The organism is Bacteroidota bacterium (assembly GCA_016194975.1).
GTDB lineage: Bacteria > Bacteroidota > Bacteroidia > Palsa-965 > Palsa-965.
The window spans coordinates 1-25,167 of sequence record JACQAM010000028.1 but is presented as its reverse complement, the minus strand read 5'-3'; the positions used below and the strand labels follow the sequence as shown (position 1 = coordinate 25,167).

The window sequence follows — 25,167 nt, the reverse complement described above, 5'->3', positions numbered from 1 at the left end:
GGTACGTTCTTCTGACGTAACTTTGTTTCCCGATGATCATTCCTCAGAAAAATTTCACGATACTTTTTTTTATATTGTTTTTTTTTCCGGGAACACGGATCCTTTTTTCGCAGATACATTCCGACAGCAGCTCCATTCATTTTCCCAGGATACTTTCTACTCCCACAGAACTTTCAAAGATCGATTCGTTCCCGGAAGATTCTTCTCTGTATGTGATCAGTGCGCTGAATTTTTCTGGCAATAAAAAAACAAAACAATTCGTCCTCGAACGGGAAATGACATTTCACGCCGGTGATACTATTCGCGGATATGAATTACAACAACGCGCAGAAAGGTCGAGACAGAATCTGCTGAACACTTCTCTTTTCAATTTTGTGAATATTTATTATGCGTGTTCAAGAGATACTTCTGCCGTTCCCTGTCATTCGATGAACATCACGGTCAATGTAAAAGAGCGCTGGTATTTCTGGCCGGCGCCAATCTTTGATGTGTACGAGCAGAATGTGAATACGTGGTACAGGGACGGGCACAACCTGGATCGTGCGAGTTATGGTTTTTTTCTCTGGAAATATAATTTCCGGGGGAGAAAAGAATCGGTTGCGCTCATCTGTCGTTTCGGTTATTCCAAACAATTCGGCGGACAATACGCAATTCCATATCTCAATAAAAAAGGGACGCTCGGCGTCACGCTCACGGGAACGTACACGCGCAACCACGAAGTAGCTTATGAAACGCGGAATAATAATTTCGTTTATTACAAGGACAAAGAAAATTACCTGCGAACTGAAACCGCCGGAAGTGTTTTATTCGCGTACCGGAAAGGATTGTATGTGCGCCAGACGCTGGAAACCAAATACACGTTGCTCAGTGTGCGCGATACTGTTCTTGATCTGCAGCCCGATTTTTTTGTGGGAGGAAAATCAAGGATGGAATATTTTTCACTCTCGTATCATTGTGTGCGTGATGTGCGCGACATCAAAGCTTATCCGCTGAAAGGAAATTACGAGGAGATCGAATTCACGAAACACGGGATGGGAATTCTTCCTGATGAAAAACTGAATCTATTTCTCATTGCAGGATCGGTGCGCTGGTATGGAGAATTATTTCACCGGGTTTACGGAGCGGCAATGATCAGGGGAAGGTGGCTGCCCGGCGTTGTTCCTCCGTATTATCATCAGCGTGCAATGGGATTCGGGCCTTTCATTCGCGGATATGAATACTACGTGATCGACGGGCAGAGTTTTGGTTTGGCAAAAATGAGTGTACGTTATGAATTACTCAAGCCGCACATTTATCGTTTCGATTTTCTGCCGATAGAAAAGTTCAACACTTTTCATCTCGCTGTTTATCCCGGAATTTATTGTGATGCCGGTTATGTTTTCGATCATGTGTCCGTTCAGTCGGATCATAATTTTCTCGGGAATACATTGCTGCTTGGTTATGGCGCCGGTATTGATCTGGTTACGTATTATGATATTGCCATTCGCCTTGAATACACATTCAATCGCCTTGGTGAAAACGGATTTTTCCTGCACATGGGAACTGCGTTTTAAAACAGGAAGCAGCAGGCAGCAAACAGGAAGCAGCAGGCGGGAATTGAAATAATTATTTCGCTACGACAAATTTTTTCAAGAAATATTCTTTCCCATCCGTTTGCAGGCGAATGAAATAAATTCCGGGAGAGAATTCAGAAACATCAACCGTAGTCTTTGTTTCACCGGGAGAGCAGGAAAACTTTCGGCAATAAATTTTTTCTCCGAGCGAATTGAAAATTCCCAATTCCAATTTTTCATTTTCTGAAAAATTCATTTTAATGGTGAGCTGATCAGCAGCAGGATCGGGAAAAATACTCATCGTGTTTTCAGCAATGATTTCTTCCGTTGAATTCACATATCCGCATTGGGAAGTAAGAAAATCCAATGCATTTGTCGTTAGAAAACACCAGTGATCTTCGGTGGTGCCGAACGGATACGGGGAAACATAACCAACCGCAGCAATTTTATTTCCCGGAAGCATGCACAGGTCCATCATTATTCCGGGACCGGAAGTACACCACGTTTCTGCCTTACAAATTGTGTCGGGACTATAATTCAGAAAGTAAATATAATTTGTGCCGCCCGAATAAGCGCCGAGTGCGAGAAGCGTTGTATCAACTTCACAAATATTTACTGCATCAAGATCAAGCTGGGTTCTGCCAATGGTAATATTAGCAAGTACAGTACCTGCCAAATTCAATTTCCGGATATACGCAGCATCAAAATAATTCGGATTCGGTGGATAATGGAGCCAAACCGTTGAACAAATGAAAATATTATTGTTCGTCAGGATGAACGAGCGAAAAGAATCAAACATCGGATAGTTGTAAGCCCACGTGGTAGAATAATTCATTTGCAGATCATAAACATTGATAAATACCTGGCTGATGCTCTGGTTTCCTCCAACGAGAATCCTGTTGCTCCCATCCACCATCACCTGCGAGCCGAATCTTGAGGAATAAACAAATGAACGGTTGCCCACAATGTTTCCCAAAGTATCAGTTTTACTCAGCGAAATACTGTAAAGATTTGAATTCGTTGCAGAAGTCGTATTCGTCAGCAGCAGCAAAGTGTCTGATGAAAATGAAATAATACTTCTCGTATCGTTATATAAAGAGTCGCCGAAGAAACTGAAAAATAAACTGTCACCGTTGGAATCGAATTTCGCGAAAAAACAATCAGACTGGCTGGACGAGTCTGCTGTTGCATTTCCTGCTATATAGAAGGAAGAATTATTCTGTGCACACAAAGCAAATCCTTGCAGATATGAATATCCAGGGTAGAAATAATTTTTACTCCATTGGCGAATTCCCGTGGTATCGTAAAATGTAAGACTGGTGCCGCTTCTCCCCGATGAATCACTACAGTTTCCCAGGTAGAGTGCGCCGCTATTCCATGAAATGCATTTCAAGCCCATGTCGGCATTATTGGTAAAAACATCCACGCGGTCGTTGAAAAGATAATTCGGCTGCGCTTGAGAAAAACCGGTAGCCGCAATTGCAGGAAGCAATAAAAAACTCAGGATGTTTTTCATGGTGAGGTCGGGTTTACAACGAAAAGTTCCTGCAAAAATTGCAGGGAGCCAAACAAAATATTTGCATTATTAAACTCATTCAAAGTGAGCCGCTTTTTTAAGCGGCAGCGGTCAGAGGCAGTGCCCGTAGCAGCGGAAAAATTTTTTTAATAAAATTTTCTAACTGCCGCTGCTTCTTGCGGCCTTCCGCGTTCTGTCCACTGCTTCCTAATTTCGTACCTTCGGGCAACCAATAACCGTTTTTCCGTCTATAGAATGGAGGCGGTGAATTAACAGATCATGAAAGTTGCCATCTACGGCCGCATCAATGAAAAACCTCTTCCACCTGTTCTGCAGGGGCTCTTTGACAAGCTGGAAGAAAACGGTTCCGAAATACTGATCTCGCATTCCTATCACGATCACCTCTCCGCGCATTTTCTCATTGGGAAAAAAGTAAAGATCCTGGAAGATTTCAATGCCATACGCGGGCAGGCAGATTTCCTCATCAGTTTTGGCGGCGATGGAACGATCCTCGAAACTATTTCCTACGTAAGAAATTCCGGAATTCCCATTCTCGGTGTGAATACCGGGCGGCTGGGATTCCTCGCAGGGCTCACCGTAGAAGAAGCGGTGGATCATGCAGTGGAGCGATTGAAAGCAAAACAATTCGTGATCGATAAACGTTCGCTGCTGAAATTAGAAACGAAAGAAAATATTTTCGGCGACCTGCCTTATGCACTCAATGAAATAACGGTGCAGCGCAAAGAATCCTCAGCAATGATGACGGTGCATGTTTCCGTGAACGGAGAATTTCTGAATTCCTATTGGGCAGATGGTATTATTGTTGCAACTCCCACAGGATCCACGGCCTATTCTCTCAGTTGCGGTGGACCCATCATGACGCCCGACGCGAAAAGTTTTGTGATCACGCCGCTATCGCCACACAACCTGAATGTGCGCCCGATCATTGTTCCTGAAGATAGTGTGATCTCGCTCAAAGTGGAAGGTAGAAGCGAACAATATCTTGTTTCGCTTGACGCAAGAAATCACGCGTTCCCTCAATCCACTGAACTCATCATCCGCAAGGAAGATTTCAAAATAGCACTGATAAGGTTCAATGAGCAGCATTTTTTTCACACCATCCGGGAAAAACTCATCTGGGGTTATGATGCGAGGAACTGATTGAAAGAAAATAAATTCTTCAATTTTATAAATGGCGGTTTACAGTTGATAATCGTTGTTAAAATCAAAAGGAAAAAAGGAGCAAAAGGATTATCTTTGCAACTGTTCCGCAATCAACAATCTCCAGCTTAAATAGACCCCGTTCAGGACTGGAAAAACAAATTGAAAAGAACGGATGAAAAATTTTTTCTTCATACTCGCAGCGTTGCTGACACTGAACTGCGCCAGTGCCCAGAATTCCGACGAGATCGGCTTCTTCATCGGTGGAGGATATTACATTGGTGAATTGAATCCGACCACTCATCTCGGAAGTCTCACGCGTCCTGCAGCCGGAATCGTTTATCGTCACAATTTCAATTATCGGTTTGCTGTTGCCGGCGATCTTATTTTCGGAAGTGTGCAGGGAATTGATTCCCGTTCTACTTCTTACGAGCAGCAAAAAAGAAATCTCAGTTTCCGTTCACCCATCACCGAATTCGGCGGAAGAGCGGAATTCAATTTCATCGAATACAAGATCGGCGATGATAAATATCCATTCACTCCATTCATGTTTCTCGGCCTCGCAGTTTTTAATTTCAATCCGCGTGCGTCGTATGGAAACCAATGGGTGAATCTTCAGCCATTGAAAACAGAAGGACAATCCAAAGCATATCTCCGCACGCAACTCAGCATTCCGTTCGGTGTAGGATTCCGCGCGAACCTTGCCCAGCGCGTAGGACTTGTTGCCGAATGGGGAATGAGAAAAACTTTCACCGATTATCTTGATGATGTGAGTACCACTTATGCCGATCCTTCCGTGTTGCTTGCCAATGGAGGGCCGCTCGCTGTTGCCGTTGCAGATCGCAGCACCACTCCGAATGACGTAGGCCGCGAAAGAGGAAATCCCCGAAATAAAGACTGGTATTCTTTTGTCGGTCTCACTATCACGTTCCAGCTTGCTGGAAAACCCCACAAGTGTTCAAGCTATAATTACTGAACCGCATTTCCCCCGATGAGCTGGAAAGAAAAAATTGACAAGGATCGTTTGCCCCATCATGTTGCGGTGATCATGGACGGCAATGGACGCTGGGCACAACAGCAGGGAAAAGAACGCGTGTTCGGCCACCGGCATGGCGTAACAGCAGTGCGCGAAACAGCAGAAGCTGCAGCGGAGATCGGTGTAAAATATCTTACGCTCTATGCTTTCTCCACTGAAAACTGGAATCGCCCGAAGGAAGAAGTGGATGCGCTCATGCAACTGCTCGTGCACACGATAAACGAAGAAACAAAAACACTGAACAAGAACAGCATTCGTCTTGAAACGATTGGTGATACGGAAAGTTTACCGGAATCCTGCAGGAAAGAATTGTTTGAAGCCATTGACAAAACTTCTTCCAACAGCAGGATGTCACTCATTCTCGCTCTCAGCTACAGTTCACGATGGGAGATCATGGAAGCCACAAAAAAGATCGCAGAGAAAATGCGCGATGGAAAAATAAAAACGGAAGAGCTCGATGCTGAAAAATTCTCTTCCTTTCTCAACACCTCGCGTTTTCCCGATCCGGAATTACTTATCCGCACCAGCGGCGAACATCGCATCAGCAATTTTCTGCTCTGGCAACTCGCTTATGCAGAATTTTATTTCACCGAAACACTCTGGCCCGATTTCAACAAGGAAGAATTCTATAAAGCGATCGTCGATTACCAGGGAAGAGAAAGGCGTTTCGGAAAAACAAGTGCGCAGGTAGTGACGGCGTCACCGCTTGCTTCAGAAAAAAAATAAGAAACTAAATCCTGAAATGAAAAAGATCTACTCCATAATATTTTTTCTCTTTGCATTCGCTCCTGTGTTTGCGCAGAACAGCACCGGGCAGGTAGGCGGAGATTATGTTGTGGATTATTCAAATACAAAAGATTTCAATCTCGTTGCAGTTTATGTTCACGGTTGCCAGATCGTGGATTCGAATGTGGTGCGGCTTATTTCCGGATTGCCTATTGGCGATAAGATTACGATTCCCGGTGATAAAACGGGCGATGCCATTGACAATATCTGGAAAGAAGGTTTGTTCGATGATATCCGCATTGAAGTTGCGAAAGTGGAAGGCGATTACATTTGGCTCGATATCATCGTTGTTGAAAAACCGATGATCACGAAATACAAAATCGTGGGTGTGAAAAAGAGTGAGGACGAAGATCTTCGTGCTAAACTTCATCTCGGCGGAATGTTGCTTACTGATTTCCGTGCGCGTTTCATTACAGAAACAGTCAATGAACATTACCGCGCCGATGGTTATCTGAATTGCAAGACTACGCTTGTTCCGCATTACCAGGATTCAGCACACAGCCGTTTGTTGCTCGACATCGTGGTTGACAAAGGAAAAAAAGTGAAGATCTCCGATATTTTCATTGATGGAAATGTGGCTTTCTCCGATGGAAAGATCAGGCGCGCGATGAAGGACACCAAACAGAAACGCTGGTACCAGGTTTTCAAATCGGCAAAATATCTCGAAGACAATTACACGAAAGACAAGGACAATGTGATCGCCAAATATCACAAGAAAGGATACCGTGATGCGAAACTTGTGACGGATACCGTTTACAAAAAATCGCTCAACCGTGTTGTGATAGAAATGAAAATTGATGAAGGGCACGTATATCATTTCGGAACCATCACCTGGAATGGGAATACAAAATATTCGAGTGATAAACTCAGCCAGGTGCTCGGCATAAAACCCGGTGATCTTTACAACGAAGAATTATTGCAAACACATTTGTACCAAAATCCAACCGGTAATGATGTGAGTTCACTTTACATGGATGATGGCTATCTTTTTTTCCAGATCGATCCGGTGGAAGTAAATGTGCACGGTGATTCCATCGATTATGAAATGCGCATTTACGAAGGGAAACAAGCCACGATCAGGAATGTAATTGTGAGCGGAAATACAAAAACAAATGATGCAGTGATCATGCGCGAGATACGCACGCGGCCGGGACAGATGTTCCGCCGTTCCGATCTCATTCGCTCACAGCGCGAACTTGCGACGCTCGGCTATTTCGATCCGGAAAGAATTCAGATCAATCCGAAACCAGATCCTTACACAGGAACTGTAGATATAGAATATGTGGTGGTGGAAAAACCTTCTGACCAGGTGGAACTTTCCGGTGGATGGGGAGCAGGAAGAGTGGTAGGAACACTCGGTGTGGTATTCAATAATTTTTCCACGAAAAATTTCTGGAAAAAAGACGCGTGGCGTCCGCTTCCTTCCGGTGACGGACAAAAATTAAGTGTGCGCGCGCAATCGAATGGTTATTGGTTTCAATCTTACAATGCATCTTTCACAGAGCCATGGCTCGGCGGAAAAAAACCGAATTCACTTTCATTCACTCTTTATCATTCTGTACAATCGAACGGTTTGAAATTCACCGATCCGAACAGAACTTTTGTGAAGATCACGGGTGTTTCGGTTGGTTACGGAATCCGCCTGAAAAAACCGGACGATTATTTTACGCTTTATCTCGAAGCGAATTATCAATACTACGATCTGCATAATTTTTATTCTGTATTTGCTTTTGCGAATGGTTATGCAAACAATATCAACGCGCGTTTTACGCTCGACCGGAATTCTACCGACCAGATGATCTATCCGAGAAGCGGATCGGATATAAAAGTCATCGGAGAATTCTCTCCGCCCTATTCACTCTGGAACGGAAAAAATTATTCCACGCTCTCCACGCAGGAACGTTACAAGTGGGTTGAATTCTATAAATGGAAATTCACTTCTTCGTGGTTCACGCGCATTTCAGGAAATCTTGTTCTGAATACACGAATTGGGTTTGGTTATCTCGGCGCATACAACACGCGTACCGGAATTGCACCGTTCGAAAGATTTTATCTCGGAGGAAGTGGCCTCACCGGTTATGCGCTTGATGGAAGAGAAATTATTGCATTGCGCGGATACGACGATCAATCGCTCACCACGCATCGTACCGGTGCGCCAATCATTGCAAAATATACGTGGGAATTGCGTTATCCTGTTTCGCTTAATCCGAGCGCAACAGTTTATGGCCTCGCATTTGTAGAAGCAGGAAATACATGGGACACTTTCAAAGGATTCAATCCGTTCGATGTTTACCGTTCAGCAGGTGTGGGTGTGCGCGTGTTCCTGCCAATGTTCGGATTACTTGGCCTCGACTGGGGATATCGTTTCGATACGGTTCCTACGCAACCTTTCATGCAGCATTCGCAGGTGCATTTCACTATAGGAATGAATCTCGGGGAACTCTGAGCAATTACAAATTTGTACTTTAGCCCCGTTTTTCGGGAAAGGAACCAAAAAACAAAAGATCATGAAACGGAAAATTTTCTCCATCGTCATCGCACTTCTTGCAACGGCCGGTTTCACTTACGGACAGAAATTCTGTTTTGTGGATTCAGATTATATACTCGGACAAAGCCCGGCATACCAGCAAGCGCAAACACAATTGAATGATCTTTCTGTTCAATGGCAGAAAGAAGTGGAAGCGAAATATGCAGAGATCGATGCGTTGTATAAAAATTTCCAGCAGGAACAATTATTACTCACGGATGAATTGCGTCAGAAGAGAGAGGCGGAAATTGTAGAAAAAGAAAAAGAGGCAAAAGATTTTCAGAAATCAAAATTCGGTGTGGACGGAGAACTTTTCAAAAAACGCCAGGAGTTGGTGAAGCCCATACAGGATCAGATCTACAATGCAGTGAAGGAAATGGCGGAACGCGGCGGTTACGCAGTGGTGTTCGACAAAGCAAGTGATCTTACTATTCTTTATTCCAATCCTAAATACGATAAAAGCGACGACGTACTTGAGATCCTCGGCTGGAAAAAATCCGGAGGCAGCGGAGGCGGAGGCAGCAGTGGGAGCGGAGGAAAATAATTTTCAGAAAATTCCGGAAATAAATCAAATACACCAAACCAAAAATAAAAATGAAAAAATTATTGCGCATCGCGGTCATTGCCCTCATCAGTTTTGTTGCGCCGCTCAATGCAGGCGCCCAGAAGATCGCTCACCTCGACATGGATTCACTTTACAATATCTGGCCAAAGTATCAGAAAGTAAAAGATTCGCTCACGAAAGTCGGTTTGTCCTACCAGAAAACGCTCGATGCAATGGAGCAGGAGTACAGTTACAAATCAAACCAGCTCGACAGCCAGCGGAAATACATGACCGCACTCAACATTAAACTTGCAGAAAAACAATTGAGCGATATGCAGCAGAATTATGCGATCTATTCGCAGGAAGCGCAAACAGAACTCGCCGCCCTGCAGGATGCATTGCTTAAACCGCTCAACGCTGAAGCGAAAAAAGCAGTTGCCGATGTAGCGAAAAAGAACGGATACAAATATGTACTCGATAGTTCGGAAGCTTCCGATGTACTTTATTCCGAATCGACCGACGATATTTTTACACTGGTGATGGCTCAACTGAAAATTCCGGCACCCAAACCGGCAGTGGCTACCGGAACAGGCGGAGGAACAGTGCAACCACCTCCCGGAGGCGGACATTAATCAGTAGGCAGCAGCGGCAGTTTAAAGCGGCAGCGGCAGTAAAAAGTCCCAAATTCCAAAAAAAATAAATTGGAATTTGGGATTCGTTTTTTTTGGAACTTTAGATCATGAATTCAATTTCTCCAATAGGTATTTTTGATTCGGGCATAGGTGGTGTGAGTGTGCTGCGCGCGGTGCGCGAATTATTGCCGAATGAAAATATTATTTATTTCGGCGACAGCGCCAATCTTCCTTATGGTGAAAAAACAATGGAGCAGATCCGTGTACTGAGTGAACGCGTGGTGAAATTCCTTCTGGAAAAAAAATGCAGGATCATTGTCATTGCATGCAACACGGCATCGGCTGCCGCACTGAAATATCTTCGCGAAAAACATCCGGGTGTTTTGTTCGTGGGAATGGAACCCGCTGTGAAACCTGCAGCAGAGCAAACACAAACCGGCGTGGTGGGAGTGATTGCAACGACTGCAACTTTCCAGGGCGAATTATTTGCCAGCGTGGTAGAACGTTTTGCGCAAAATGTAAAAGTGATCAACCAACCCTGCCCGGGATTAGTGCAGCAAATTGAAAATGGAGAATTGGATTCGCCGGCGACAGAAAAAATGCTGCGCGGATGGCTGGAACCGATGAAAGAAAAAAATATTGATGCACTGGTTCTTGCGTGCACGCATTACCCGTTCGTGCGCCCGCTCATAGAAAAAATTCTGGGAGATAAAGTTCGCGTTATCGATCCGGCACCGGCAATTGCGAAACAGGTGAAAAAAATTCTTGAGGAGAGTGGAGGGCGGAGGTCAGAGGGCGGAGAGGAAAAACAGTTGTCAGTGCCAGTTGTCAGGGGAGAAACCATCTATTGCACCAGTGGAGATCCGCAAAAATTCAATGATATTTTTTTAAAGCTGACCGGGAAGAATGCGGATGTAGTGATGAAGCCGCAGTTGGATTGATACCAACGCCGGAAATTTGTCACGGAGCGCACTGATTTGCACGGATTGATCTCAAACTTTCTCGAATTGTTCGCAGTTAGTTCCCTATTTGAACCAACTCGAATACAGCACATAATTATTCGCGATCCTATCCACTTCACCTTTCTGTAATTCGGGAGAAATATCTTTTATTTTTTTCGCGGGAACTCCGGCGTAAACAGCATTCGCTTCGCATTTCATTCCTTCCGTCACTACTGCTCCCGCGCCGATGATGGTGTTGCTTCCCACGTGCGCGTTGTCCATGACGATCGCGCCCATGCCCACGAGTACATTATCCTCCAGCGTGCATCCGTGTACGAGCGCGTTGTGCCCGATGGAAACATGGTTACCGATATTCACTTTTGTTTTTTCGTAAGTGCAATGAATGACCGCGCCATCCTGCACATTTACTTTATTTCCCATGCGAATGGAATTCACATCGCCGCGCACAACAGCGTTGAACCAGAAACTGCATTGATCGCCGCAGACAACATCGCCAACAAGGGTTGCATTTTCAGCAATGAAACAATCGTTTCCGAATTTGGGAGAGATACCTTTTACCGGGAGTATTAATGGCATGGATTCAATTTTTCGGCGGATGGCAGCACTTCGGCAGTTCTTTCTGAGAGCGGTTATTTGCTTTCACATCGTCGGCATCGTAACCGATGTTGGAAATAGCTGTGCGGATATTTTCGGGTGAAATTTTTTTCGGATTGTATTCCACGGTGAGGATTTTTGTGGTGAGATCAAGATCGGCGCTCTTCACACCTTTCATTGCCCGCACTTCTTTTTCAATTCTTGATTTGCACATATCGCATTCGGCAGAAGTTTTGATCTTCACGGTTTGTGTTACATTGGCTGCCTGCGCATTCATTTTCAGCGGCGTAATGAATGCCATAAGAAATGCGCAGATTGAAACTTTCAGAATATTTTTCATGTTGGTGATTTATTGGATGAAGTTAATTATTGTTTTCATTTTCTTTCAAATGTGAACGGAATAAAAATATCTTGCATGATACTTAGGTTTAACGGCAAAATCCGAGCCGAAAAGTTAGTGCCAGTTGTCAGGGGCGGAAATTTCTTTTCTGCATACTGCCGCTGACCACTACTTCACCGGCGGATAATCCAATGAGTAATGCAACCCACGGCTTTCTTTCCGTTCTCTCGCTTGCTTAATGATGATGTACGCTACGTTGATGATGTTGCGCAATTCGCAAACGGTTTGCGAGAGCGTGATCTTTTTGTACAACGCTTCATTCTCGTGCCACAGAATTTCCAATCGATCGTGTGCGCGTTGCAAACGTAAATTACTTCTCACAATTCCCACGTAACTGCTCATGATGTTCTGTACTTCTTTCAGCGATTGCGTGATGAGTACCATTTCTTCCGGAGCTTCTGTTCCTTCTGTATTCCACGAAGGGATATTTTTTTCGAATGAAATATTTTTGAATTTAATAATTCCATCCTGACTTGCTGTGTGCGCATACACCACTGCCTCGAGCAAAGAATTTGATGCGAGACGATTTGCGCCGTGCAAGCCGGTGCAGGAACATTCCCCAACGGCGTACAAATTCAGAATGCTGCTTTGCCCGTTCTTATCTACTTTAATTCCACCGCAGAGATAATGCGCCGCAGGAACAACCGGGATCATTTGTTTTGTGATGTCAATGCCGATGCCGGAACATTTTTTATAAATATTCGGAAAATGTTTTTTCAGATCTTCCGCATCGAGATGTGTGCAGTCGAGATAAACAAAATCGTCGCCCGATGATTTCATTTCGTTGTCAATCGCCCTTGCAACAATGTCACGTGGTGCTAATGATTTGCGTGCATCATACTTCTGCATGAATTCTTTTCCCTGCCCGACTTTGTCATTCCCGCCCAAACTTGCGCGGGCAGGCAGGCGGGCGTCACGTGTGCGCAGAATTCCTCCGTGGCCACGCATGGCTTCGGTGATGAGAAACGAAGGGCGTTCGCCCGGATTGTAGAGTGACGTGGGATGAAATTGCATGAATTCCATGTTCTCTACTTTTCCTTTTGCGCGATACACCATTGCAATTCCGTCGCCTGTTGCAATAGTGGGATTGGTGGTGATCGCGTACACGTGCCCCGCGCCGCCTGTGGCCATAAGCGTGACGCGCGCGAGAATAGTTTCCACCTGATTTGATTTTGTATTCATCACATACGCGCCGAAGCACGTAATGTCGGGTGTGCGCGAATTCACTTCTATGCCGAGATGATGTTGCGTAATAATTTCTACTGCGAAATGATGATCGAGAATTTTTATGTTTGGATGTGAATGCACTTGTTCGAGCAGTGCGCGTTCTATTTCATAACCGGTGATGTCTTTGTGATGAAGAATTCTTTTTTCGGAATGCCCTCCTTCGCGTGCGAGCTCGTAATCGCCGGTGGGAGTCTTGTCGAAATTTGCGCCCCATTCTGCAAGTTCCATCACACGTTCGGTAGATTCTCCAATGACCATGCGCACAATTTCTTCATTGCACAATCCGTCGCCGCACTTCAGCGTGTCTTCAATGTGTTTGTTATAAGAATCGGGTTTGTAAAGAACCGCAGCAATTCCTCCCTGCGCATATTTCGTGTTCGACTCATCTTCATTTGCCTTGGTGATCATCATCACTTTTCCATGCGCAGCAACTTTTAAAGCATAAGTAAGTCCGGCGATTCCGCTGCCAATGATGAGAAAATCTGTTTGCTGTTGTGACATTAGGGAACAAAGATACAGTGGGGAGGATTACAGATATACAGATTACGGATTTTACGAAAATGCGAATTACCAATGAATGTGAATATACAAATAGTGAATTTGAAAATTTTGCGTGAGGGATAGGAGGGAGCTCCGCCGACCGGATAGCCCGGCCCGATCCTGAGCTTGTCGAAGGACGGGGACACGCCCAAAAAAATATTTTTCAACGTTATAGTGTGTTAAATAAATTCGGGAGTGGACAGAAAGTGAGAATGGAAAAGTAAAATAAAAGTTTACCTTTAATGTGCAAGGAAAAGTTCAGGCGCAGGTTTGACATGTGGGCTGCAATTCTATTCTTCCCCGATCCTATAACAGTTTATTTTTCCGCGAGCGGATGATTTTTTTTACCCTCGCTGAACTAATGCCCCAAAAAAGAAAAATGAAAACAATCCGGTTTATAGATAACGACAAGTTGCAGTTTGCAACGGCGGTGAGAAAAAATGTGAATGCTTATTTTAAAGAGAAAAAAATTTCAATGAAAGGCGGTGGAAGGATGCTTTTCAAATCGGCGGCGATGCTGAGTCTTTATCTTGCTCCTTTTGTGCTGATACTTTTTTTGCCGATGAGTGTGTGGATGCTGCTGCTGCTTGCCGTGGTGATGGGCGTGGGAATGGCGGGAACGGGAATGGGCGTGATGCACGATGCGATGCACGGATCATTTTCAAAAATGAACTGGATGAATAATTTATTCGGCAGCACGATGTACATGATAGGCGGAAATGTTTTTAACTGGAAAATGCAGCACAATATTCTGCACCACACATTCACGAACATAAACGGTTTTGATGAAGACATACGCTCGCGCGTGGTGATACGCATGAGCCACGAAGAGCCGCTGAAAAAAATTCACCGCTTCCAGCACATTTATGCTTTCTTTTTTTATTGCCTGATGACGCTGACTAAATTCAGCGGTGATTTTTTCCAACTGAGAGAATACAATAAAAAAGGAATTCTGAAAGATCAGAAGAAAAAACCGGCGCGTGAATTTTTCATTCTTATACTGAGTAAAGCAATTTATCTTTTTGTTGTGATCGGACTGCCAATGCTTATTGCACCATTTGCCTGGTGGCAACTGCTTCTCGTATTCGTTATTGTACATCTCACGGCAGGAATAATCATGAGCATAATTTTCCAGATGGCGCATGTGGTGGAAGGTGCCGAGCAGCCGACATTGAACACCGAAGGCAATATTGAAAATGAATGGGCTGTTCACGAAATGCACACAACTGCAAATTTTGCACGCAAGAGCCGATTGATGAGTTGGTTCATAGGCGGACTTAATTTCCAGATCGAACATCATTTATTTCCGAACATCAGCCACGTACATTACAAAAAGATATCACCGATAGTGGAACGCACTGCAAAAGAATTCGGTTTGCCCTACAATCAGAAACGCACTTTTTTCACGGCGCTGGCTTCGCACGTAAGAACGCTGAAGGTGTTGGGAAGAGAGAAAGCGATTCTTGATTGTTGATTTTAGATTGTTGAATGGGGAACGGAATTCGGAAAATGCGGACTTGCAGAATTGGAATCACCGGAAGAAGATCGGAAATTCCTTTCCACAGAAACTGCTTTTTGCAAACTTTCCGCAGATCCGCATCTTCCGAATTCCGTTCCAGCTTCGTACCTTTACACTATGGAAACCAAAGAAATTCCGGTGATCATTTACGGCGAGAGCACGCCCAACCCGGCGTCGATGAAATTTGTGGCAAACAGGATTCTGATTGCAGACGGCGCAACTGCGAATTACAGGAATGCGGGAGAAACTGCTCAAGCTCCGCTGCCGGCAAAACTTTTTAAATTCCCGTTCGTGAAAAATGTTTTCATCTCGGCGAATTATGTTTCCATTACCAAATCAGATTCTATAGGATGGGAAGATATCCTTGGCGAGATGCGCGAATTTCTCCGCGATTATCTGCAGAAAGGAAATTCTGTGATCGATGAATTGCCGAAAAAAAATATTGCCACCGATTCCACATTTGAAAATACCACTTCTGTTTTTACGGAGCACGCCGTTCCGCAGAATGAAATGGAAATGAAAATTGTGGAAGTGCTGGAACAATATATTCGCCCCGCAGTGGAGCAGGATGGCGGGCTCATCACCTTCGAATCATTTGAGAACGGAATCGTGCGCGTGCAACTGCGCGGATCGTGCCATGGCTGTCCTTCATCGACGATCACACTGAAAGCAGGAATAGAAGCACTGCTGAAAAGAATGGTGCCCGGCGTGATGGAAGTGGTGGCGGTGTAGTACGAAATACGAAAATTCTACTATAAGTTACGAAATACGAATCCATGCCAAAGGATCGCAACACTCAATTTTAGACAGCCTCTTAGTAGAATTTTCGTATTTCGTACTCCTAAAAAAACCGCGGCAGATTTCTCCACCGCGATTTGTTTTCTCTGAGCCCACTTGCCGCAACCTCTTGAGGCAAGTGATTTAATTCCGCTCGCTACTCAGAGAAGTTACTGAATGATGTAAACCATATCGGGGCAATGCAGTTTCACTCCGTCGGCGCCTATCGCAAAAACATTCGTGAACGATACGCGTGTTCCGCGTTTTGAATTCCGTATTGCTGATTTTGCCACTTCAGGAAGAACTTTTCCTGCGATTCCTTCTTTATCATATTTATCGCCCGACTTATCAGAGATATTCAGATCGAAAGAAACTACGTTCGCTTGTGCCGCGAAATTGAAATCGTCACCGTATTTACAAACGAGCCCGAGTGTATTTCCCATTTTTGTTGCGGAAATGCGTTGTGTTGTAACACCACTCGGATAAACGATAGGCGTTGGTAAATTCTTTACCCGGAATTCCATAGTGCCCATGCTCCGTGGTTTTCCATCCTGGTCGTCAACACTCACAGCCACCACACATTTTCCTGCTTTCAGATTTTTCACGGTGAATTTTCCGTTTCCGAGCGGCACTAATGTTCCGTTATTCACCGTCACGTGCGTTTTCTCATTGGCAAAACCGGGAACAGAAACCGTGATAGGGTTATCGAGTCCTGCATACATCACGTTCATTTTATCGGCACTCACGGTGAGTGCAGGACGTGCAACAATATATTCCTGTTCGAACGGATATTGACGGATCGCGCCCTTCGGAGTTTTCATATTGATCACGCCGCTGTATTTGAAAATTCCTTCGTCTGCCGTATTCACATTATAAATTCCCATTCCGTTCTGCACATGAAGCGAATCGTAAGCGCCCGTCATTTTTCCGGTTGCCGGATCGTACGTTCCAACGAGAATCTGTGGCGAAAGAGTTTTGTTGAATGCAGCGAGAAATATTTGCGCGTTGTAAGGTTCACCCTGTATCACATAATTTGTTTGTGCAATAACGCGTGCTGCAACGGTGTCGAAGGGAATGATATCGGAATCTGTTTCGCGGAGCAATGCATCCACCACATCGGCCTGCGCACCTTTCACATCATTCTGAATTTTGGAAAGAATCGTAATGTCGGCAGCGATGGGAGTGTGATAAAAACTTTTCATTTCCCACGTATGGAATTCTCCGCCATCAGTGGGATCCGGAGTTTCAAGATTCAGGTGCATGCTTTTCTGGTCTTCGGCGGTAAGCAACCCGATCATGTCACTTTTATATTTTGCGAGTTTTAAACGCAGATCATGCGCCGCGCCGTTGTTGCCGTCTTCAGCATCTCCGCAAAGAATATTTGTAGTCGCATCATATTTTTCTTTTCCGTCGAGGTTGGCAAGATTGAGTGTGTCTTCCTCGTGATTTTTGAATCCTTCACTTTCGCGAAGCAATCTCCGTTTCAGATTCACGAGATAGTCGTCGAGATCTTTCGACATTTTTTTTGCGTCCTGCGCTTTATTCCAGTTCGGCGTTACACGCGTTGGATCCACACTTTTCTTTTCGTCGAATTTTGCGTAAAGAGAATTGATGTCTTTATCAAAACTGCGGTTGGTGTGTTCAAGACCGTTGTTCACGGTTACGAATGCGTCGAGAATTTCTTTCGCTACATTCAGTGCAAGAAGTGCGGTGAGTACGAGGTACATCATTCCTATCATCTTCTGTCTCGGGGAAAGTGTTGCTGCTGCGGCCATGGTATTTTGTTTTTTAGCCCGTTGTTTTCCGGGCGATTTTACACTCCTAATGCCGCGCTTTTAAAAAAGATACAGGAGATTCAGAAATTCAAGATTCAAATTTTAACGAGGGCAGTTCATAGAGGGCGTGGTAATTTTGACCGGGGAAGTTCATTTTCAAATTTTCGAACACGGAATTTTTCAGGAGCGGCACTTCATCACTTCTTCATCGCTCTGTTCCCGCTGGTCGCGCAGCAGGAGCAGGCGCGCCATCGGGGCTACAAGGCACTGTTCGTCACATCAAATTTTTTCCGGCACTTCTCTGCACGGCCGGCTGATCAATCTGTGAAAATCAGTGAGAATCTGTGGCAATATTTCTACAGGTCAACTGATAAATAAAATATTCGGTAAAAAGGGTGAGCGAGAATCACTCTTTCACAACGGGAATCGTCATCGCAGAATTTTCCGTCATCACTTTCACAAAATAAATTCCGGGAACAGCATCTGCAATTTCATCGCAGGAAAAAATATGTTCCCCCGCGCCGATCGTCCCATAATTATTTTCAGAAATAATTCTTCCTGTAACGTCAGCGATTTCAATTTTCACTGCCGAAGAATTTTTCAGCGCAAAGGAAATATTGAATTGATCATTGAACGGATTCGGAAAAACAGATGCAGAAATTCCTGTAGAAATATTTTCATGCACCGATGAAATATCACGCAAACTTTTCAGGATCGTTCCCGCGTCCCCGCACACGTATGCAGAAGTATCGTGATCATAAGCAGCCGAATAAAGATTTTCATGAATGAAAGAAACGGTATCGTCGTACCAGCTGGTTCCGCCATCAATGGAAATGAAAATTGTTCCGTGATCTCCCACGATCAATCCGCCGAGGTCATTTCCGAAACGGACTTTGTTCAGATTGTAAGCAGTAGGAAGTGTTTGCGTATTCCACGTTATTCCTGCATCAGTAGAAAAAATCGATAGGCCATAGTCTCCCACGCAAAAAGCATTGTTCGTCGTTCCGGCATAATCGTATCCGTTCGCATTGAAAAATCCTCCGTAAGGTTGCGTGAAAAAAGTCCAGTTTGCACACGCATCGCCCGTCGCAGAAATGAATCCTCCATTACCACAAATGAATCCTGCTGATGAATTTATGAAATGAAGATCATTGATGTCAAGAGACGTTCCCGAATTGGTGATCGCCGCCCATGTTGCACCATCATCTGAACTCCGCATCAGCGTTCCATTCACCCCGGCGATGTAAATAGTTGCGCTCGTTGGAATATTAATGGAATAAAGATCTTCTGCAGTTACAGCGCTCACCGTATCCCAGTTCATTCCATTATTGGTCGTCTTCATCATCACGCCACTGTTGCCCACGGCCCATCCTTCCGTTGAAGAAAAAAAGCGAACCGCGTTCAGTCCCGGAAAATTTGCAGGAAACACAGGTTGTGTCCAAACACTACCCGCGTCCGTGGTCATGCGTATGTCAGCGTGCCCGGCCGCATCCGCGCCCACCGCGAAACCGGTATCGCGCGACACGAAAAAAATATCCCGGAAGTTGGTGGCGCAATTCGTTTGCAGTGTATCCCATTGTGCGGAAAGATTTGCGCCAATGAAAAGTAACGCACAGAGAAAAAGTTTTTTCATAAAGAAATCATTGTTTGATCACGGGCAGCGAATATTGTTTTCCACCCACATCAAAAGTAACGAGGTAAATTCCCGTTGAAAGTCCGAGTGAAGCGGCATCCACATCAAACCGATGTTGCCCTGCTGTTTCTTCTTCATCCGAGATCCGGATCACGCGGCCTGCCGCATCATGCAATTCAATTTTCACTTTTGAATTTTCTGCCAGTGAATAACTGAGCACGGTAGAATTGCTGAAAGGATTCGGTCCAGCAGAAACAGAAAATCCATTTGTGCCGAGCGAAGAAATTCCGAGTGTCAGATTGATGAGCACGCCATCGCTCGTAAAATTCTGTGTCACGAGTCCTGCGCCGTTTTCAGCACGCACAGAAAAATAATACCATTGTCCGTTAGCAAGAGAAAGATTCGAAAGAAAAGCAGAATCATTTCCAACGGTGTTCGTCCACATTACCACATCAGAATCTCCCGATGTTGATCCCAGCGCAAAATAATAAGTAGATACTCCGGAATTCGGATCTGTTGTAGCCGACCAGTTCGCATCAAGATTTGTTGCTGAAGTTGAAAGGTCAATGTCGGCAGCATTTCCATCGTTCACCTGCGGGATCGCCAGCGGAGTAGTCCAGTCCACATTCACATCCTGGTACGCGACGGAAGAAAGATTATTTGCAGAATCGCGCACAATGGATTTCACTCTTCCCGCCGGAGTTGCAGGATCGGGATTTTCATAACGCAGCATGCACGACGCGCAATTTCCAACTGAAATATTCTGTGGCGTGTTGGAATAACGCGAACGATAAATTTTGAAATTATCCACCTGCCAGTCGCAATTTCCACTGCGGAAAGAAATGTAATTTCCATTGGAGATCGGTGAAGGATCCGTCCAGCTTCCGACAAAAATATTATCCTGGTAAACGCCGATCTCTCCTGTCGTGCGATCGTAAATTACTTTCCAGTCGTACCATTGATTTGCATTCACCGTCATCGGCACAGAATGTTCGAGCGAGAAAACATCATTCGTCACTTTATACCATTCGCAAACCGATTGATCGACGCGGAACCACACAAAATAATTATTTCCGCGATTGGTCAATGTTGGCTGGTCCACGAAAAAATGTAATCCTGCACGGCGATTATTTCCTGTGCCGTCTATTTTTCCTGCCCAGTTGTATAAATATTGATTGGAAAGATTTTGTGTGAGCGGCGCATAAATATTCGTGTTCGTCAGACTCTGATCGGTTTGATTCAGGGCGCCGTTTGTCAATGTCCAAGTTCCGGTAACGCTGCTCCATTCTGAATTTATTGCAGCGAGATCGAAATTATCGGAGAAAAACCCCTGCGAATTATTTGCACGCCAATCTGCGCCATCATAATCGATTACCTGGAAAAAACTTTTTGCGAGACCACTTCCTCCGGAATTATCTGATTCAGAAAAATTGGTTGAGAAATCCTGTGTCTGCCATATTCCATTGACAGAAACAGAAGTTGTCGGCGCGATCGCATCGGCAGAAGCAATTTGTGTACTCGTCCACGTTGCATCCCATCCCGGATTATTTGTTGCGCAATCAGAACGGAATTCAAAAGTGAGCGAACCGCCGCTCGAAGTAATTGTTCCCGGCCCGTTCGTTCCAGTGTAATAACCGATGAGTGGCGCATTGATATCAGCGCCATCGTAAATGAAAAGATAATCCCACGTGTTCTCTACATCGAATGAATTAAAATTTATTGTGATCGAAGATGCGCTTGCAGGAGCAATCGTCCATATACTTCTTTCATTGTCAAAATAATTTGCAGAAGGTCCGCCGAGATCGTAAAAATTTCCGCTTGCAGTAGTGAGCATTCCAGCAGCGGGCGGATTGTTGTTGATCAATTCATAATAATATTCCCAATCCCAATTTGGTCCCGGATCATTATGTGTTTGATTGGGAAAATGCTGATGGCCTTTGATCTTCGTGCACGCTCCGGGAATTCCGCTCTGGTTATAATAAGTTGTTGCGAGCCACGGCCACCATCCGCAGCGAAGCGGATCAATGCTGTTGCTTGCGCAGATGTCGCGCACGAGCGCAGCCGACTCCGTGTACATGGCGTTCGTGTACCAGCCCGTTTGCGACGCGTAACCTTCGTGTTCAATTCCGATCGTGTAAGGATTTTCTGTTCCAACGTGCCATGCTTTATTTGCTTCGAGTACCATTTGCGTTATTTGTCCGTCGGATGAACGCACCACGTAGTGAGCAGAAACCTGTGCGGCACAATTCTGAAACCAGGAAATTGCTCCGGCATAACTTCCTTCGATGTCGTGAATGGTTACAGCGGAAATCGCTTGTGTTCTGCCTACAGTATAGTTGCATGAAGCAGCAGGATTCCAGATAGCCGGAGGATAATCGGCGGATTGAATTTCATTGGAAGAATTATCCTGCCGAAAATTATTTCCGTTTTCGTCGGAGATCACATCGCGTGAAATAGAAACATGTTTGGAAGAAAGAATTTTAAAATTATCCGTGCCGAATAAATTATTCAGATCTACATTCCATTTCGGAAAATTGTAAGTGGAAGAATAATTAGCATCGTTGAGAAAAGTGAAAATATCGTAGAGCCAGGTGTCCTGAACGAAGTCTTTTTGTTTCGAATCAATACTATCATTGCTTTCTGCAATCGGTAATTCATTCAGAAGCATGATCGATAATTTTACACTTTCCTCTGTGGAATAAATTTGTCGATTACCACCACAATGATCATAGTGCATATTCGTACACATGGAATAGAAATGATGAAATGCTTCAGCATAAGCAAGAATACTTTTCCGCGGATCAGTTTTTATTTCCTGCGAAGTGTAAACTGAAAAAGAATCAACTACTGCCAGATTATTCCTGAACCAGTTCTGTCCGTTTTCCATCAGTCCCATCACCGAAAATTTCACTGGCATTCCCATGCAGCCGATCTCATTTCCGGTGAGCTGGTTGAATTTTGTATTGGTGAATGCAACCGCTTCGAGTATGCCGCGCGGAATATCAGGATAGGTTGCGTAAGCTTCTTCAAAATACGTGGTGTAATTATTTTTAGGAAGTTGTTCTTCTCGCGAAAATAAAATTCCGGGAAGAAAAATAATGATGCAGGTAAAAAATTTTCTCATGGGTTTGAGTGATTTTTTTGGAAAGCGAAGTTAGACTAAATCAGTATTCACTTCTGGGATTTCTCATCCTGTTTTTTCCACAATTACATTCCCACAGCAAATCCTGCCCGTATCACCAATGGAGAATTATAAGCCGACTCGGCGAAATTCAGAACGTAGAGTACAAGCACATAAGTTGATAATCTTCCATTGAATTCGCGATAACCTCCCCCGAGAAGGTAGCTGTTCCTGTAATCGCGATAACCGGGATGGAGATAAGGATCCCACTCTCCATTGAGCGTTTCGGCTTCACCGTGAACAAAAATTCTTTCCAGCAAATAATAGCGCGCCCAGATGCTGCCACCGTAATAATAAGTTGAAACCGGAGTATAACCTGTGAAATGGAATTTGGTGTAGTAATAAGAAAAGCCGATTCCCGGAACGAAACGTTCGGTGACTTTGTAACCAACGATTGGGGATGCACCAATGGTGGTTACATTGCCGAAACTCAGTCCGATATTCCCGCCCCACACAATTTTTTCGCGCATTGAAGAAACGGAATTCATTTTATTGAGAGAATCCTGTGCAGCGACATGTGTGCTGAAAACGCAAAATGAGATAATGATAAAAAAGGCACGATATTTCATCGCAATAAAGTTAATAGCTTTCGATGCTATTTATTTTTGTTTTGTGTTAATTTGCCAGTATGAATATTGTAATTACCGGGGCGAGCCGCGGAATAGGATTTGAAACTGCAGTTGAATGCTGCAGAAGAGGTCATCATGTAATAGCGCTGTCGAGATCGGCGCCCGGATTGGAAAAGCTGGAAGAGGAAACGCGGAAGATCGGGGTGTCGGAAAAACTTTTTATTTCCGGGACCGATATTACGAATGAGAAGGAATTGCAGGAGATGATTTTCAGAATTTCCAGACTGCATGATCGGATAGATGTGCTTGTCAATAATGCAGCGACATTTATAAAAAAACCATTTGAAAAAACAGGATTGGATGAATTGAGAAGTATTTATGAATCGAATGTTTTTGCGGTATTCAGGCTTACACAACTTCTTTTGCCAATGATGGGAGGAAATCAATTAAGTCAGATCGTTAACATTGGAAGTATGGGTGGCGTTCGCGGCAGTAAAAAGTTTGCCGGGCTTGCTGCATACAGTTCGAGTAAATCGGCGCTTGCGGGACTTACAGAAATTATGGCGGAGGAATTCGCGGGTCGGAATATTCATGTTAATTATCTTGCCTTAGGCTCAGTTCAAACAGAAATGTTCACCGAAGCTTTTCCACAGATAAAAGCTGCATCAAGTTCTTCAGAAATGGCTAAATGGATAGTCAACTTTATCGTCGAAGGCGGCAATCTCATTAATGGTAAAATAATTGAAGTTTCTAGTGGTACCCCCTGAAAATTATTCAGTCTGATTATCAAATATTTATCCATTATTCATTCATTATTTATGGTAGGGTGTTAAAAGTGTCAATTCCGCTGTTACATTTGCACCCCCGTTGATAGAGGTTTGTTCTTTTCTGAATAAATGAGAAGCCAGGATTTTTCTGGAATTTCATTTGGCTTTTCAGGTGAATTTGGAAATGATCACTTTTTTTCCACATTCTTTGGAGATATGAAAACAGGTTGTAATTTTGCAACCCGTTTTACAAATTTCGTTTAACGGATGTTCTTTTTTGAAACTGATTTTGCCGCTAACCGTGAAGGAATAAATGCGGCTTGAATAATAGATCAGAAGTTCTTTGAAAATATTGGGAAAGGCCAGATAAGCAAGACCATCCTTTCCAGACCGAGCGTCTGGATCGAGTATCAGATAATTATAAAATCGTCCCGACACCCCGTCGGGACACCAGATCAAAACTTACAACGGAGAGTTTGATCCTGGCTCAGGATGAACGCTAGCGGCAGGCCTAATACATGCAAGTCGAGGGGCAGCGGGAGTAGCAATACTTGCCGGCGACCGGCGCACGGGTGCGTAACACGTTTGCAATCTACCTTCAACTGGGGCATAGCTCGGAGAAATCCGGATTAATACCCCATAGAATTATAGAAAGGCATCTTTTTATAATTAAAGTTCCGACGGTTGGAGATGAGCACGCGTCCGATTAGCTAGTTGGTGAGGTAATGGCTCACCAAGGCAACGATCGGTAGGGGTACTGAGAGGTTACACCCCCACACTGGTACTGAGACACGGACCAGACTCCTACGGGAGGCAGCAGTAAGGAATATTGGACAATGGTCGCAAGACTGATCCAGCCATGCCGCGTGCAGGATGAATGCCCTATGGGTTGTAAACTGCTTTTGTACGGGAATAAACCCTCCTACGTGTAGGGGGCTGAATGTACCGTAAGAATAAGGGTCGGCTAACTTCGTGCCAGCAGCCGCGGTAAGACGAAGGACCCAAGCGTTATCCGGATTCATTGGGTTTAAAGGGTGCGTAGGCGGATTGATAAGTCAGTGGTGAAATCTCCGGGCTTAACCCGGAAACTGCCATTGATACTGTTGATCTTGAATATGGTTGATGTGGGCGGAATATGACATGTAGCGGTGAAATGCTTAGATATGTCATAGAACACCGATTGCGAAGGCAGCTCACAAAGCCATTATTGACGCTGAGGCACGAAAGTGCGGGGATCAAACAGGATTAGATACCCTGGTAGTCCGCACCGTAAACGTTGATCACTCGCTGTTGGCGATACACTGTCAGCGGCTAAGCGAAAGCGTTAAGTGATCCACCTGGGGAGTACGACCGCAAGGTTGAAACTCAAAGGAATTGACGGGGGCCCGCACAAGCGGTGGAGCATGTGGTTTAATTCGATGATACGCGAGGAACCTTACCAGGGCTTGAAAGTTAGCGACTGATGCTG

At 44.6% G+C, this 25,167-nt stretch carries 19 protein-coding genes and 1 rRNA gene; 12 read left to right on the top strand and 8 right to left on the bottom strand.

Annotated features, from left to right (window positions below; genetic code table 11):
• The first annotated feature begins 32 nt into the window (after window positions 1-32).
• Window positions 33-1,553, top strand: coding sequence for a hypothetical protein (locus tag HY064_17340; protein MBI3512427.1), 1,521 nt, complete (start codon window positions 33-35; stop codon window positions 1,551-1,553).
• A 52-nt stretch (window positions 1,554-1,605) separates the two neighbouring features.
• On the opposite strand, the gene HY064_17335 is transcribed toward HY064_17340, so the two are convergent.
• Entirely contained in the window at window positions 1,606-3,069 is a 1,464-nt protein-coding gene (locus HY064_17335; protein ID MBI3512426.1) for a T9SS type A sorting domain-containing protein, read from the bottom strand.
• Window positions 3,070-3,348: 279 nt separating this feature from the next.
• On the opposite strand from HY064_17335, the gene HY064_17330 reads away from it, so the two are divergent.
• The 7 genes from HY064_17330 to murI all read left to right on the top strand — a co-directional run bounded on the left by HY064_17330 (window position 3,349) and on the right by murI (window position 10,696).
• Window positions 3,349-4,230: an NAD kinase gene (locus tag HY064_17330; GenBank protein ID MBI3512425.1), complete on the top strand. Its 882-nt coding sequence runs from the start codon at window positions 3,349-3,351 to the stop codon at window positions 4,228-4,230.
• Between the two features lie 175 nt (window positions 4,231-4,405).
• Entirely contained in the window at window positions 4,406-5,206 is an 801-nt protein-coding gene (locus tag HY064_17325) for an outer membrane beta-barrel protein (GenBank protein MBI3512424.1), read from the top strand.
• 15 nt (window positions 5,207-5,221) lie between these two features.
• Window positions 5,222-5,992 (top strand): isoprenyl transferase, encoded by a 771-nt coding sequence (locus tag HY064_17320; GenBank protein MBI3512423.1) that lies wholly within the window; start codon window positions 5,222-5,224, stop codon window positions 5,990-5,992.
• Between the two features lie 16 nt (window positions 5,993-6,008).
• Window positions 6,009-8,498, top strand: coding sequence for an outer membrane protein assembly factor BamA (gene bamA / locus HY064_17315; GenBank protein ID MBI3512422.1), 2,490 nt, complete (start codon window positions 6,009-6,011; stop codon window positions 8,496-8,498).
• 61 nt (window positions 8,499-8,559) lie between these two features.
• The gene (locus HY064_17310) at window positions 8,560-9,123 is read left to right on the top strand and encodes an OmpH family outer membrane protein (protein MBI3512421.1); all 564 of its coding nucleotides are present in this window, start codon (window positions 8,560-8,562) and stop codon (window positions 9,121-9,123) included.
• 50 nt (window positions 9,124-9,173) lie between these two features.
• On the top strand, window positions 9,174-9,755 hold the full coding sequence (locus HY064_17305) for an OmpH family outer membrane protein (GenBank protein MBI3512420.1): 582 nt from the start codon (window positions 9,174-9,176) through the stop codon (window positions 9,753-9,755).
• A 107-nt stretch (window positions 9,756-9,862) separates the two neighbouring features.
• Window positions 9,863-10,696, top strand: a complete 834-nt coding sequence (gene murI / locus HY064_17300) for a glutamate racemase (protein ID MBI3512419.1) — start codon at window positions 9,863-9,865, stop codon at window positions 10,694-10,696.
• Window positions 10,697-10,780: 84 nt separating this feature from the next.
• Here murI and HY064_17295 read toward each other — a convergent pair whose 3' ends face one another.
• The 3 genes from HY064_17295 to nadB all read right to left on the bottom strand — a co-directional run bounded on the left by HY064_17295 (window position 10,781) and on the right by nadB (window position 13,439).
• On the bottom strand, window positions 10,781-11,293 hold the full coding sequence (locus HY064_17295; protein MBI3512418.1) for a gamma carbonic anhydrase family protein: 513 nt from the start codon (window positions 11,291-11,293) through the stop codon (window positions 10,781-10,783).
• Between the two features lie 4 nt (window positions 11,294-11,297).
• Window positions 11,298-11,612, bottom strand: coding sequence for a heavy-metal-associated domain-containing protein (locus HY064_17290; protein ID MBI3512417.1), 315 nt, complete (start codon window positions 11,610-11,612; stop codon window positions 11,298-11,300).
• A gap of 207 nt (window positions 11,613-11,819) precedes the next feature.
• Window positions 11,820-13,439, bottom strand: a complete 1,620-nt coding sequence (gene nadB, locus HY064_17285) for an L-aspartate oxidase (GenBank protein ID MBI3512416.1) — start codon at window positions 13,437-13,439, stop codon at window positions 11,820-11,822.
• Window positions 13,440-13,857: 418 nt separating this feature from the next.
• Here nadB and HY064_17280 point away from each other — a divergent pair, with 418 nt between their 5' ends.
• Complete coding sequence (locus HY064_17280) at window positions 13,858-14,952, top strand: acyl-CoA desaturase (protein ID MBI3512415.1); 1,095 nt, start codon at window positions 13,858-13,860, stop codon at window positions 14,950-14,952.
• Between the two features lie 162 nt (window positions 14,953-15,114).
• Window positions 15,115-15,729 (top strand): NifU family protein, encoded by a 615-nt coding sequence (locus tag HY064_17275; protein ID MBI3512414.1) that lies wholly within the window; start codon window positions 15,115-15,117, stop codon window positions 15,727-15,729.
• Between the two features lie 215 nt (window positions 15,730-15,944).
• On the opposite strand, the gene gldM is transcribed toward HY064_17275, so the two are convergent.
• The 4 genes from gldM to HY064_17255 all read right to left on the bottom strand — a co-directional run bounded on the left by gldM (window position 15,945) and on the right by HY064_17255 (window position 22,932).
• Entirely contained in the window at window positions 15,945-17,549 is a 1,605-nt protein-coding gene (gene gldM, locus HY064_17270) for a gliding motility protein GldM (GenBank protein MBI3512413.1), read from the bottom strand.
• Between the two features lie 406 nt (window positions 17,550-17,955).
• A complete protein-coding gene (locus HY064_17265) occupies window positions 17,956-19,182 on the bottom strand; it encodes a T9SS type A sorting domain-containing protein (protein ID MBI3512412.1) in 1,227 nt (408 codons plus the stop codon).
• A 7-nt stretch (window positions 19,183-19,189) separates the two neighbouring features.
• Window positions 19,190-22,306 carry an N-acetylmuramoyl-L-alanine amidase gene (locus HY064_17260; GenBank protein ID MBI3512411.1) on the bottom strand — a complete coding sequence of 1,039 codons (3,117 nt, stop codon included), beginning with the start codon at window positions 22,304-22,306 and terminating at the stop codon, window positions 19,190-19,192.
• 83 nt (window positions 22,307-22,389) lie between these two features.
• Window positions 22,390-22,932, bottom strand: coding sequence for a hypothetical protein (locus HY064_17255; protein ID MBI3512410.1), 543 nt, complete (start codon window positions 22,930-22,932; stop codon window positions 22,390-22,392).
• Between the two features lie 59 nt (window positions 22,933-22,991).
• On the opposite strand from HY064_17255, the gene HY064_17250 reads away from it, so the two are divergent.
• Both HY064_17250 and HY064_17245 read left to right on the top strand, forming a co-directional pair.
• Complete coding sequence (locus tag HY064_17250; protein ID MBI3512409.1) at window positions 22,992-23,699, top strand: SDR family oxidoreductase; 708 nt, start codon at window positions 22,992-22,994, stop codon at window positions 23,697-23,699.
• Window positions 23,700-24,162: 463 nt separating this feature from the next.
• A 16S ribosomal RNA gene (locus HY064_17245) occupies window positions 24,163-25,167 on the top strand; the annotation flags it as partial.

Coding starts and splice junctions, on each gene's coding strand:
- HY064_17340 (MBI3512427.1), top strand. CDS start 33: ATGATCATTCCTCAGAAAAATTTCACGATACTTTTTTTTATATTGTTT.
- HY064_17335 (MBI3512426.1), bottom strand. CDS start 3,069: ATGAAAAACATCCTGAGTTTTTTATTGCTTCCTGCAATTGCGGCTACC.
- HY064_17330 (MBI3512425.1), top strand. CDS start 3,349: ATGAAAGTTGCCATCTACGGCCGCATCAATGAAAAACCTCTTCCACCT.
- HY064_17325 (MBI3512424.1), top strand. CDS start 4,406: ATGAAAAATTTTTTCTTCATACTCGCAGCGTTGCTGACACTGAACTGC.
- HY064_17320 (MBI3512423.1), top strand. CDS start 5,222: ATGAGCTGGAAAGAAAAAATTGACAAGGATCGTTTGCCCCATCATGTT.
- bamA (MBI3512422.1), top strand. CDS start 6,009: ATGAAAAAGATCTACTCCATAATATTTTTTCTCTTTGCATTCGCTCCT.
- HY064_17310 (MBI3512421.1), top strand. CDS start 8,560: ATGAAACGGAAAATTTTCTCCATCGTCATCGCACTTCTTGCAACGGCC.
- HY064_17305 (MBI3512420.1), top strand. CDS start 9,174: ATGAAAAAATTATTGCGCATCGCGGTCATTGCCCTCATCAGTTTTGTT.
- murI (MBI3512419.1), top strand. CDS start 9,863: ATGAATTCAATTTCTCCAATAGGTATTTTTGATTCGGGCATAGGTGGT.
- HY064_17295 (MBI3512418.1), bottom strand. CDS start 11,293: ATGCCATTAATACTCCCGGTAAAAGGTATCTCTCCCAAATTCGGAAAC.
- HY064_17290 (MBI3512417.1), bottom strand. CDS start 11,612: ATGGCATTCATTACGCCGCTGAAAATGAATGCGCAGGCAGCCAATGTA.
- nadB (MBI3512416.1), bottom strand. CDS start 13,439: ATGTCACAACAGCAAACAGATTTTCTCATCATTGGCAGCGGAATCGCC.
- HY064_17280 (MBI3512415.1), top strand. CDS start 13,858: ATGAAAACAATCCGGTTTATAGATAACGACAAGTTGCAGTTTGCAACG.
- HY064_17275 (MBI3512414.1), top strand. CDS start 15,115: ATGGAAACCAAAGAAATTCCGGTGATCATTTACGGCGAGAGCACGCCC.
- gldM (MBI3512413.1), bottom strand. CDS start 17,549: ATGGCCGCAGCAGCAACACTTTCCCCGAGACAGAAGATGATAGGAATG.
- HY064_17265 (MBI3512412.1), bottom strand. CDS start 19,182: ATGAAAAAACTTTTTCTCTGTGCGTTACTTTTCATTGGCGCAAATCTT.
- HY064_17260 (MBI3512411.1), bottom strand. CDS start 22,306: ATGAGAAAATTTTTTACCTGCATCATTATTTTTCTTCCCGGAATTTTA.
- HY064_17255 (MBI3512410.1), bottom strand. CDS start 22,932: ATGAAATATCGTGCCTTTTTTATCATTATCTCATTTTGCGTTTTCAGC.
- HY064_17250 (MBI3512409.1), top strand. CDS start 22,992: ATGAATATTGTAATTACCGGGGCGAGCCGCGGAATAGGATTTGAAACT.